Below are 11969 nucleotides of genomic sequence, written 5' to 3'. Positions count from 1 at the left end.
CGAGATGGCGGCAGGCGATCCGTAAATGATGCCCGCCCAATCCGGCCGCAATGACACCGGAGCCAGAACCATAGTCATAGCCAGAGCGGCCGCCGCCGCAAGTTTTAGCATGATCGACAACATAACACTCATGAGTGGCGGACAAGCCCTTGGGGTGCCTGAAACGCTAGGGTCTGCACACTCAACCGGTCACCATACGGCAAATCAGTGCCCGCGTTCACTCGATCGAGTGATCACTACCGGGTTGGTTACGCACGGATAAATCGGACTCGCTCGACGTAATCACGCCTTCGGTCCGGGGATCCGGGATGAACCTCTGCGCGTCACTGTGTCCCCTCAGATGCGCCAGCAGGTGGTCATCACCATGATCAGGTGCACTGAGGAGCAGGTCAACGGCCTGACTCCAGCAACTCTCCGCCGAGCCGAGGTCGTTCTCGACCGCACGGACGTGGCCAAGCACGTGCCACGCACGGGCTTGGGCATTGGGACGATGGCAAAGGCTGGTCGCTTTTTCCGCAGCGTCAGCAGACTGCACGAAACAACCGCGGTCGTAGAGAGTTTCGGACATCACGAGAAATGCCTCGCCCATACCCGACCTGTCGCCGCTGCGCAGATGAGCCTCCAGAGCCCGCTCACTGCATCTCAGCGCATCGTCACTTTCCCCGTGTTCGTGGTATATCTTGGCCAGTTCCGTGAGAGTTGCACCCTGCCCGCGGGTGTCACCGACTTCCTCCCGGATTACCAGCGCCTGCTCGTGGTAATCTAACGCGATATCATCAAGCTCCATTTGGTGATGCGCATTCGCGAGTTGATCCAGGGCGCACGCCTCGATGATTCGGGCACCCATCCCCCCGAGAAGTTCGAGTACCTTCTCGTAAATCGCGACGGCGATACGAGCCTGGCCGATCTTGAGGTGCACGCTTCCCAGGTTCTGCCTGCTCACGACACTCAGTTCGCGGTGTCCGAGTTCGTCGGCGAGCGCCGCGGCGGCGGACAGCAGCTGTCGCGCCTCGTCGTATCGGCCAAGCTTGTACAACATGACACCAAGGTTGATGAGCGTGCCGCACTCACCTTCTTTGTGGCCCACCTCACGCGTCGAAGACAATGCGATCTCGTGACTGAGCCTCATGTCCGTGTAGAACCCGAGACGATCATAGGTTTCATTCATGTTCGCGGCTAGACGCCAGACATGCTGATGAAATCCCTGTCGAGCCGCATGGGAAACAGCAGAAGCGAGATTGGTCTGCTCGCGAGCAAACCAATCAAGGGCGGCATCCACCGTCTCGAACTCCAGCGCGCCGCGCCAGGAAATTCCTTCCAACATGGGTACGGCGCTCCGCCCAGGCGTGACGCACTGCGCCGCGTTCCACGTAGATACCAAGTACCAATCAAAGAGTCTGCGGAGAACCAATTCTCGCTCGCTGGCAGCTTCCTCGCGGCGCGCCAGGTCGGCGGCGTAGCCGTAGAGGAGGTCGTGCAGCCGGTACCTGCTGGCCGAGATCTGCCGGACCAGGTTCGCCTTCACCAGGATCCTCAGGTGTTCGACGACCACAGACTTGTCGTCACCCAGGACGGCGCAGGCGGCCGACGTGTCGAACTCGGGGCCCGGATGCAGGCCCAGGCGGCGGAAGCTCAGCGCGACGGCGGCCGGCAACGCTCCGTAGGACCAGGAGAACGCGGTGGACAGCGTCGTGTACTCGTCATCGCTGTCCGCGGAGTCCAACAGGCCCAGGCCCTCGTGCTGCCGCAACTCGTGCGCCAGGTCGAGCAGTGAGGTGTAGGGCCGGTCGACGGCGTGCTGAGCGATGATCCGCAGACAGAGCGGAAGCCCTTGCGCGAGCCGGACCAGCGCGGCCAGTCCTTCGTCCTCGCTCGACCGGCCTCTTCCCTCCAGTTCGGCCAGCAGCAGACCGGTGGACTCGTCCGGCGTCAGCGGCGGAACCTCCACCGTCTGCACGCCGTCGCGGATGGTGAGCCCTTTGAGCTCCACCCGGCTGGTCACGATGCAACAGCAGTCGACCGTCGCGGCGAGGATCGGGCGGACCTGAGCGGTGTCGCGAGCGTTGTCGAGGATCAAAATGATCTTCTTGCCGCTCAGCGACCTGCGCAGCCGGACACGCCGTTCGTCGACGGTCAGCTTGTCGAGCGGGATGCCCAGCGACGCCAACAGGATGGCTATCGCGTCGTCTGGCGCCATGGGTGAGGTGGGGCCGTGGCCGCTCAGGTTGACGAACAGCTGACCGTCCGGGAAGCGGGACTTCCGGTTGTGGGCCCATCGGGTTGCGAGACTCGTCTTGCCCGCGGCCGGCATGCCGTGCAATGCGACGACCTGGCCCTGCGCTGTCGCGAGCAGGGCATCCAGCCGGACGAGGAGTTGCTTGCGGCCGGTGAAGTTGTGGATGTCCCTCTCGAGTTGCTGCGGTGGCTCCGGGACGATCTTGCTGACGATCGCGGTGCCCGCCTGTTTCTGGAGGACGGCCCGGTAGAGCGAACGCATTTCCGGACCCGGCTCGGCTCCGATCGCGTATTCCAGGTGGGAGCAGAAGTCGGCGTAGAACTCCAGTGCTTTCGAGTACTTGCCCATACCGTCGAGCGACCGCATGTAGTGGCGGGCGAACATCTCCTCAGTGTCGTGCTCGTACACCAAACGGCCGACGGCACTCATCACTTCGCCGTATTCGCCCAACTGCAGCTGACTGTCGAACAACACGTAGTAGGCGGGCAGGCGGTCGAATTGCTCCATCTGGGCACGGCAGTGATCCGACCAGGTTCCGGTGAGATCGGCGAGCGCCTTGCCCTGCCACAATTCCAGTGCTTCCTGAATCAGAGTTTTAGACAAAAAGTGGTCATCGTTTCCGGAAGCTTGTCTAGCTTTTGTCACCAATTGCCGGAAGCGGTGGAGGTCGACCAGCATCGGATCGAGTTCAAGCCGGTAAGCAGCGCCTTCCTTGTACAGCTGACCTCCGGAACCGGACTCGGCGAGGACCTTGCGCAGCCTGCTTATGATGGGATGAAGTCGTCCTTTTGAGACCGCCAGAGTCTCTCCGAGCCACAGTTCGCTGATGATCAGGTCTATGGACACGGGACGACCGACGTCGTGGAGCAGCAAAGCCAAAACGCCACGTTGTTTCGCCGTGCCGAGGTGGATGCTGTCGTCACCCGTCAGCAAGGATGTCTTCCCGAGGATCTTGAATTCCACCAGCGTCTCACCCCTCGCTGGTCCACCTGCACTCCAGGCGTTCCAGTGTGCCCTTTGTGCCGGATTTTCAGCAGGGCAAATGTTCGCAATTGCTCCGAATCGGTGAGGCGGGGAGCAGGCATATGGAGGGGCAAGTTCGCAGCAAGTCGACTGACAAGTGCGATCCGCATCCTTGATGTCAACGGGGATGACTGCTGTTCAAGGGGGCTTCATGACGGGTGCGGATTGGTTACAGGTGCCGGTCGGGCTGGACGCGCACCAGTGGGTGACACGGCACGGCCTGCTGAACGTGCTGGTCGTCGTGCACACGGTCACCAGTGGCCAGAGGCTGCTGGAGCTGATCGAGCTGGTGGAACGGGACTCCAGGGTGCAGGTGGCCTTCAGCAGGGCGCCTGACGTGTTCAGCAACGGCGTCGACGACTTCCTGCGCAGCACCGGAGGTCTTGTCCTGCCGTGGGAACAGGTGATCCGCGAGCGGTTCGACCTCGCGGTCGCGGCGGGGTACGGAGGGCTCCAGCACCTGCACGCGCCGCTGCTCGTGGTGCCGCACGGCGCCGGCTTCGGCAAGACGCACGCGGGCACATCCGCCGTCTACGGCCTGGACGCGCAACGGTTGATCCACAACGGCCGGGTTCTTCCTGACGCCATCATGTTGTCGCACGAGGACCAGCTGAAGGTGCTTCGCGACCAGTGTCCGCCGGCTGTCGACGTCGCGGTCGTCGCAGGCGATCCCGGCTACGACCGGATGATCGCGAGCCTGCCGCACCGCGACCGCTACCGGGCGGACCTGGGCATCCGGGAGGGGCAGGACCTCGTCGTGGTCAGCTCGACCTGGGGAGGGCAGTCGCTGTTCGGGCGGTTCGCCGATCTCTTCCCCCGCTTGCTCGAGGAGCTGCCTTCTCGGTACCGCGTTGCCGCGCTGATGCATCCGGCTGTGTGGTTCGGCCACGCGCCGCGCCAGATCAGGTCATGGCTCGCCGACTGCGTGGACGCCGGACTCGTCATGATCGGTCCGCACATCGACTGGCGGGCTGCCGTGGTCGCCGCCGACCTCGTCATCGGCGACCACGGTTCGGTCGCGGTGTACTCCTCCGCGATCGGGAAGCCGGTCCTGTTGGTGGATCCGGGGCTGCAGGCCGTGACCGCGAGCGGATCACCACAGGACCTCCTGCGGCACAACGCCGTGATCTACAGCCACGATTCCTCCCTGCCCGGCATGTTCGACGAGGCGCGCGCACGATCGGAACAGCTGCGGGACAGGGTCGTGGAGCGACTGACATCGCGGCCCGGCCGCTCGACCTCCCTGATCAAGGAGGCCATGTACCGGCTCCTGGGCGTTCCGGTGCAGGGCAAACACCGTGCGCCGCCACCAGTGACGATCACACCAGAGGAGTGCCGATGATGATGGCGGTGGCCGAGGACGGCCGGACGCTGGACCTGTCCCTCGACAGGCCGCTGATGGACTGCGTCACGTGGGACGAGCTCGCCGAGTCGGTGACGATCTCGCTGCACACGTGGTTCAGCACCGGCCTCAATCTGAACCTGCTCGTCCGCAACGGTTTGCCCGTGTGGTGCGCGCGGCATCGGGCAGCCGGAACAGAAAGCCCCTGCGGGCGGTTAGAAGTCGTCGCCGGCCCATGAACGCAGACGATCGGACACGACCCTCGCCCTGGAGGATCCCAGGGAGATGAGAAGGTGGACCGCCTGCTGCAGGTGGTCCACCGCGTTCACGGTGTCACCGCGATGTCGCGCGACTTCCGCGATCACTTCGTGCGCGTGGGCAAGCCCCTCGTGCGAACCGACGTAGCGCATCACACCCAGTGCCTCTTCAGCCACTTCTTCCGCGCGCACGAAGTCCTGCGCGCGACAGTGCACCCACGCCTGGGCCACGAGCACCCGCCCGCTGTTGTACGGATCCGGCTCGGGCAGGCGGTCGAAGATGACCCTCGACTCGGACAGGTGCGTCAGGGCCTCGGCGTTGCGACCGATGCGGCTCAAAGCCGTGCCGAGATGGATCAAGCTGAGTGCGAGACTCCTGTCCGCGCTCAACGCACGGTTGAGCGCCACCAGTTCCGTGAACTCCGCGGCTGCTTCGGCCACTCGATCGGTGTCCGCGTAGAGCAGTGCCAATCCTTCACGCGCGTCGGCAACGCCACGCTGGTCGCCACCGGCTGCCGCGATCGCCACCGAACCGCGCAGGTGCTCCTCTGCCTCGCGATACCTGCCGAGCGTCGTGCAGACGCGACCAAGTCGCTTCAGCATGTCGGCTTCGGCGAACGCGTTCCCCCACCGGCGGGCGGCCTCGACGCCTCGCAGGTCGATCTCGACCCTGTCGTGATAGTGCTTGCGGTGCAACAACAAGGGCCACAGCACGTCCGAGAGTTGCCAGGCAAGGTCCGGCCATCCCCTGGTCAGGCTCACCTGCCCCGCCTTGATGAGGTTCGCGCGCTCCAGTTCCAGCCAGGAGAGAGCTTCGTCCCGATCGGCGAACCGCGGCTGCTCGGTCGGGTTGGCCCGGAAGGCGTAGTCCAGCCGGCGCCGGTGCGGCGTCACGATCTTGTCCGCCACCATCGCACCTGCCAGGTACCACTCGAGCACGTGCCGCAGTGCGGCGTCCGTGTCCTCGCGCTGGTCCTGCTTGCCGGCTTGTTGCCTGGCATGGAGCTTCAACAGGTCGTGGAACCGGTAGCGGTCCTCCCCGACCTCTTCGAGCAGGCTGCTGTCGACCAGTTCCTCGACGAGACTGCGGGCCTCGGCAAGTCCATGACCGAGCAACGACGCCGCCACCGCCGGCCCGAACGTCTGGCCCGGATGCAACGCCAGCCGGCGGTACACGACGGCGGTTCGCTCGTTCAACGCGCGGTACGACAGGTCGAACGTCGTCTGGACCGAGAGTTCCCGCGACGGTGACAACATCGCCAGCCGCAACTGCTCGTCAGCCAGTTCGGAGACCACCCGCCCCACCGACCACTTCGGCCGCGCGGCGAGGCGTGCCGCCGCGACCCGCACCGCGATCGGCAGGCCGCCGCACAGGTCGACCAGGGCTTCCGCGGAATCCTGTTCGTCCGCGATCCGGTTGCCACCCAGCGTCTTCGCCAGCAACGTCACCGCCGACGAAGCCATGAGCGGCCGGATGTCCAGCAACCGGCCCCCGTCGACCACCAGATCGGTCAGGCGGGCGCGGCTCGTCACGACAACGGCGCTGGAGGACGAGTTCGGCAGCAACGGGCGCACTTGCGTCGCCGCACCCGCGTTGTCGAGGAGGACGAGGAGCGACTTGCCCGCAGTGAGCGAGCGGTACAGCGCCGACTGCTCGGCGAGGTCCGCGGGGACCCGCTGCGGTGCGACGCCGAGACTGCGCAGGAAGAGCCCGAGCGCCTCTTCCGAACTCATCGGAGTTTCGCCGCTGAACCCACCGAGGTCCACGTAGATCTGCCCGTCGGGGAAACGGTCGTGCATCCGGTGTGCCCACTGGATCGCGAGCGCCGTCTTGCCGATGCCACCCGGCCCGGCCAGCACGGCGAGCATCCGCTCACCCGGCACGAGCATCGTGTCGAGCTCCGCCAGATCCGACGCACGATCGGTGAAGTGCGCCGGTGCCGGGAGCAGCTGCTGCGGAACCGGCACCGTGGTGGCGTCCGAGTGGAAGTGGACGTCGCCGTGGATGGCGCCAGCCTGTACCGCACCCCCCTGAACCGAGCCTGACATCTCGTTGTGTACGCCCGCGCCCATGGCACCCCCGCTGTGCACTCGCACCTGCGCAACATGACGACCGTACGGCGTTTTGTGCTCACCGCTGCCCAGAACCACCCGTGACGACCAACACGAAGCCGGGTTTCCTTGTGCGCCGCGAAATCTCTTGCCCGTCTCGGTACGCTCGGAGCGATGATCACCAACTTGAGCAGATCGGGGGTCCCGTTCACCAAAGGTGAGTGCTGATGCACCCCTTGAGCGTGAACGAGAACTCCCGCCTTTCCTTGTGGGCGCGCGTGCGCGAGTTCGCCGTGCCGCCGTCGATGATCGAGTCCGCGACCGCCCGCCGTGCCGTGGGCGACTGGTCCGGGGCCTGCGCGGCCGCACGTGTCGACGTTGATCTGAACCTGCGCGCGGTGGGTCGCAGCCATGGCCGGCAGTTCGCGGCACAGGTCCGTACCGATCTACGGCATTTGGCTCCTGACCTGCTGCGCTGGCACTTTCCGCGGACCGGGCCGGACGGCCTGTTGCGGCCGGGCCTCACCGTTTCCCTCGCGCGGTACCCACCCGCGACACATCTCGTGGCGCGCACACCGCCCGCTTGGGCGGATGCCGGGCAGCGGATCAGTCTCGCGCTCTGGGAGCCGTCGTGGTCGGCGGGCGCGCATCCTCATCCTCGGCCTGACCGGCGGTTTCGTCTCGATCTGCACCGGCACCTGTGGGACGCGCGCCGGACCGCTGAGCTGCGGGAACGGGCTGGTGCCGCGCAGTGGCTCTCTGGCGAGAATTCCGGGCCGCACAACAGCTGCGCCGTGCACCGGTGGGCGGGTGAGGCGGCGCTGCTGCTCCGCGCGGACGAACGGGCGGAGGATGCCGTCACCGTGCGGCTCGGTTCCCGGCGCCGGCTCGTGCTGAACCTGGGTGAGGTGCCCAGAGGGCATGTCAGTGCGTTGCCGGTGCTGCCTGACGCGGCGACCTGGGTGTTGCCGGACTTGGAGCTGCTGCACGCCGGGTTGATCGACGCTGATCGGTTGCACCCGCTCGTCGCGTCGGCGCTGCTGCTCGAACGTCGAGCCGGCAAGTCGCGAAGTCCTGACAGTTCAGGGAATTCGCGGCTCGTGGAGTGTCGTGGTGTCACGCACCGGATCGGTGTGGTGGACGGGGTGCTCGTCCCGCTGGACCACGACGCCGACGAGATCCGCCGCGAGGAGCTGCTGGGCGCGTTGGGCGGTACTCCTTTGCCTTGCCTGCAAGCTATCGACGCGGCACACAGGCGCCCGGAAAGCCTTGTGGACGTTCGTGCCTATCTGGACCACGGCGACACCGCCGCTGCTCTCGCCGTCGTCGAAGGCCTGCTCGGGCCGGACGTGCTGCTGCGCAGTGGGGCGTTGCGCGATGAGTTGGAAACGGCGGTGGAACGCCAGGTGGTGCACGGGCTGTACCGCGCCGGACTCGTCGGAACTGGTCCGGCTCCGGCTGTTCGGGACTCACGTCGTCGCGCCCGCCGGGGCCCCTACTTGACCAAAAGGTGATCGAAGACATGCCTGGTACCGCGCTGGACGCTGCCGCGGAATTGCTTGCCCTGCTGCAGAACACCACCACCGAGCCACGTGCCGACATGCAGTTGGAGGCCCTGACGCTGGCCGTGTCCGCCGACCTCCCGGTGTTGTTGTGGGGCGAACCGGGGATCGGTAAGACCGCGGCCCTGAACCAACTCGCCGAGGCGCTCGAACTGCCGTTGACCACGGTGATCGCGAGCGTGCACGAACCCTCCGACTTCGCCGGACTGCCGGTGGTCGGCGATGATCCCGCTACCCAGGGCGTTCCGATGGCCCCGCCCGACTGGGCCGTGCGCCTGGTCCGGGCAGGTCGCGGACTCCTGTTCCTGGACGAGTTGTCCACCGCTCCTCCGGCGGTTCAGGCCGCACTGCTGCGCGTCGTGCTGGAACGTCGGATCGGCGCACTGCGGTTGCCGCCGGGGGTGCGGATCGTGGCCGCCGCCAACCCGCGCTCCTCCGCCGCCGACGGCTGGGAGCTGAGCCCGCCGCTGGCCAACCGGTTCGTCCACCTGCAGTGGACTTACGACCACGACGTCGTGGTGCGCGGGCTCGGTGGGACGTGGCCGACGGCGACGTTGCCACGGCTGGCCGCGGGACGGCTGGCCGACGCGGTGGCGTTCGCCCGCCGGGCCGTGTGCGGACTCCTGGCGGTTCGGCCAGGACTCGTGCATCAACTGCCGAAGAACGAAGCTCGCCGCGGCGGTCCTTGGCCCTCACCACGCAGTTGGGAGATGGCGCTGCGGCTGACCGCTTTCGCGACCGCGGCGGACGCCTCGCGGGAGGTGCTGTCGATGCTGGTGCGGGGCACGGTGGGTGACGGTCCGGGGCTCGAGTTGTTGTCCAGCATGGACCGGATGGATCTGCCGGACCCCGAGGTGCTGCTCGCGGACCCGGCGGCGGCCGTTCTGCCCGAACGCGGCGACCTGCGCCAGGTGGTGCTCGACGGCGTGGTGGCGGCGGTGCGCAAGCGGCCGGAGCAGTCCCGCTGGGACGCGGCGTGGTCGTTGCTGGTGCTGGCTCTGGAAACCGGTGCCCCGGATCTCGTGGTCGTACCGGCGTCCACCCTCGCCGCGCTGCGCCGCGACGACTGGCAGGTGCCCGCCGCGATCAAGCGGCTGGCCGGGGCGGTGTCGGTGTCGCGGCGGGCGGATCGCGCCGTGGCCGGCACGAGTGCGGGCAGATGAGCCTCGACGAGGAGAAGCTGTTCGCGGCCCGGTTGCACGCGGTCCGGAGCCGGCCGTATCTCGCGACGGCGTTGTTCGCCTTGCACACAGTGGAATCGCGGCAGGTGCCGACGATGGCCGTGGACCGGCACTGGCGTTGCTACGTGTCTGCGGCGTTCGTGGACCGCACTCCGTTGGAGGAACTGGCCGCGGTCTGGGTGCACGAGGTCTCGCACCTGCTCCGCGATCACCACGGACGCAGCGACCGGTTCGCGGCGAAGCACGAGCTGACCGGACGGGGCGAGCGGCTGCGGATGAACATCGCAGCGGACTGCGAGATCAACGACGACGTGTTCGGCGAGGGGTTGGTGACCCCTGCGGGCGCCGTCCAACCATCGCTGCTCAGGCTGGACGCCGGGCAGCTGATGGAGGACTACCTGCGCCAGTTCCGGCTCGGGCCGTACACCGACGCGTTCGGCTGGCTGGACTGCGGCAGCGGCGCCGACGGGCTGGGGCGTGAATGGGACCTCGGCCCCGACGGCGCGCACGGGCTGACCGAGCAGGAACGGGACGCCGTCCGGTTCCGGGTGGCGCAGGGCATCACCGGCAACCCTGGCGACGTCCCGAAGGGCTGGCGACGGTGGGCGGACGAGGCGTTCCACCCGCCGCAACCGTGGCGGGAGCTGCTGGGAGCGGCGGTCCGCTCGGCAGTTTCCAGCTCCGGGGTGAGCGAGGACTACACCTACGGACGGCCCGCGCGCAGGTCGGCCGGACTGCCAGGGGTGGTCCTGCCGAGCCTGCGGCGCCGGCCGCCGCGCACCGTCGTCATCGTCGACACCTCCGGGTCGGTGAGCGACGCCGAACTGGGCAGCGCGCTCATCGAGATCGCCGCGATCGTCCGCGCTGTCGGGGGCCGGCGTGATCTCGTCTCGGTGCTGTCGTGCGACGCCGCCGCTCACGTCACACATCCGTTGTGCCAGGCGGAAGGCATCCCGCTGGTGGGCGGTGGCGGCACGGATCTGCGCGCCGGCTTCGCCAAGGCGTTGCGCGCCAATCCCCGGCCCGACGTCGTCGTCGTGTTGACCGACGGCCAGACGCCCTGGCCCGATGCGCGGCCACCCTGCCGGGCGGTGGTGGGTCTGTTCTCCCGGCCGCGCCGATCGGGTGAGAACAATCCCGACTACGTGCCGGACACGCCACCAGCGTGGGCGCGGGTGGTCGCCATCGGGTCGTGATCAACGCCGGGATGCGCGCCGAGCAGACCCCCCTGTCCCCGACTGCTCGGCGCGCGGGTCGGCCCTCGGTCACTCCTCCAGCCACTGCAGGCCGTAGCTCAGGCCCTGCTGCAGGTCGTGGAACTCCAGCGAGATGTCGCCCAGCCGGTCGACGGTCAGCGAGTCGTCGCCCGGCACGAAGTCCTCGTAGGCCTTGGCCGGCAGGCCGCCGATGCGCCACACGTGTTTTGGGGTTGCGTGCGAGCCGTAGCGCACGCGGACCGAGAACTCCTCGCACCGGCGCAACGGCGTGAAGACGTAGTACGGGCGCATCCAGCGCCTTGGGTACGCGCTGAACTCGATGCTGTAGTTGTGCGCCTGGCCGAGGGTCAGCGGGGCGGGCAGGCGCACGATGAACCGGGAGTGCGACGACGACACCCGTTCCTCGGCCACGATCTCGCCGCCGTAGACCATCTCGGCGCGAATTTTGAACTCGTCGCCGATTTCGGGGTCGCGTGGCGCGCTCATCGAGAGGATGAGTTCGTCCAGGTCGTCGACGGCGGCGATGATGCGGCGTTCCTCGGTCAGCGTCGGCAGATCCTGGTCCAGCCGGAGGAATCCCCGCAGTGATTCCACGTACCAGCCGTCCGGGGAGTACGAGCCTGATTTCCGGTCACGCATCCCGGCGTCGTGGAGCAGTTCCGCGAGGATTTTGAACGCGTTGTCGACGCGTCGTCTCGCGGTGCGCGGATCGCGGTCGTAGGTGTTGGCGAGCCAGGCGACGCGCTGGTCGAGGAACTCGCCGGCGGCGTCCGGGTGCAGGCCCAGCGCCACCGTGGCGGCCAGGTGCAGGTCGCTCGGCAGCTTCGCGCTCAGCTTGGTCAGCTGGAGGACTATCTTGCGCCTGACCAGGGCGGGGTGGTCGAGGTCGGTCACGCCGCATGCGGTGCGCAGCGACAGGCCAACGCGCTCATGCAGATCGTCGGCCCGCAGGCCGCGGCCCCTGCGGATCTCCTTGAGCTCGTTGAACATCTGCTGACCGTCCACGGCCACCACGCCTCTCTCGCCTTCAGATGAGCAGAACCAACAGACACAAAACAACCTCAACGATTGAATGACTCTCCACGTTCCACACCCCCTT

General features: G+C 67.2%; 8 protein-coding genes. 5 read left to right on the top strand and 3 right to left on the bottom strand.

Going from position 1 to position 11969, the window contains the following annotated elements; translation table 11 throughout:
• Positions 1–217: 217 nt before the first annotated feature.
• The gene (locus B0F77_RS42875) at positions 218–3199 is read right to left on the bottom strand and encodes an AfsR/SARP family transcriptional regulator (RefSeq protein ID WP_086668819.1); all 2982 of its coding nucleotides are present in this window, start codon (positions 3197–3199) and stop codon (positions 218–220) included.
• Positions 3200–3410: 211 nt separating this feature from the next.
• On the opposite strand from B0F77_RS42875, the gene B0F77_RS42870 reads away from it, so the two are divergent.
• Together B0F77_RS42870 and B0F77_RS42865 are read left to right on the top strand one after the other, a co-directional pair.
• A complete protein-coding gene (locus tag B0F77_RS42870; protein ID WP_086668818.1) occupies positions 3411–4601 on the top strand; it encodes a hypothetical protein in 1191 nt (396 codons plus the stop codon).
• Complete coding sequence (locus tag B0F77_RS42865; RefSeq protein WP_143467217.1) at positions 4598–4840, top strand: hypothetical protein; 243 nt, start codon at positions 4598–4600, stop codon at positions 4838–4840. The genes B0F77_RS42870 and B0F77_RS42865 overlap by 4 nt, the downstream gene beginning before the upstream one ends.
• On the opposite strand, the gene B0F77_RS42860 is transcribed toward B0F77_RS42865, so the two are convergent.
• A complete protein-coding gene (locus B0F77_RS42860; protein WP_158102988.1) occupies positions 4817–6907 on the bottom strand; it encodes a tetratricopeptide repeat protein in 2091 nt (696 codons plus the stop codon). The genes B0F77_RS42865 and B0F77_RS42860 overlap by 24 nt on opposite strands.
• 230 nt (positions 6908–7137) lie before the next feature.
• On the opposite strand from B0F77_RS42860, the gene B0F77_RS42855 reads away from it, so the two are divergent.
• Genes B0F77_RS42855 through B0F77_RS42845 form a run of 3 tightly spaced genes read left to right on the top strand, consistent with a single transcriptional unit; the run spans position 7138 to position 10849 of the window.
• Entirely contained in the window at positions 7138–8424 is a 1287-nt protein-coding gene (locus tag B0F77_RS42855) for a hypothetical protein (protein ID WP_086668842.1), read from the top strand.
• An 8-nt stretch (positions 8425–8432) separates the two neighbouring features.
• The gene (locus B0F77_RS42850) at positions 8433–9635 is read left to right on the top strand and encodes an AAA family ATPase (RefSeq protein WP_086668841.1); all 1203 of its coding nucleotides are present in this window, start codon (positions 8433–8435) and stop codon (positions 9633–9635) included.
• On the top strand, positions 9632–10849 hold the full coding sequence (locus tag B0F77_RS42845) for a vWA domain-containing protein (protein ID WP_086668815.1): 1218 nt from the start codon (positions 9632–9634) through the stop codon (positions 10847–10849). The genes B0F77_RS42850 and B0F77_RS42845 overlap by 4 nt, the downstream gene beginning before the upstream one ends.
• Before the next feature lie 69 nt (positions 10850–10918).
• Here B0F77_RS42845 and B0F77_RS42840 read toward each other — a convergent pair whose 3' ends face one another.
• Complete coding sequence (locus B0F77_RS42840) at positions 10919–11884, bottom strand: hypothetical protein (protein WP_245849437.1); 966 nt, start codon at positions 11882–11884, stop codon at positions 10919–10921.
• Between the last annotated feature and the right edge of the window lie 85 nt (positions 11885–11969).

This window comes from Lentzea kentuckyensis, from assembly GCF_002150765.1.
Lineage (GTDB): Bacteria > Actinomycetota > Actinomycetes > Mycobacteriales > Pseudonocardiaceae > Lentzea > Lentzea kentuckyensis.
This window is presented reverse-complemented; position numbering and strand designations above follow the sequence as displayed.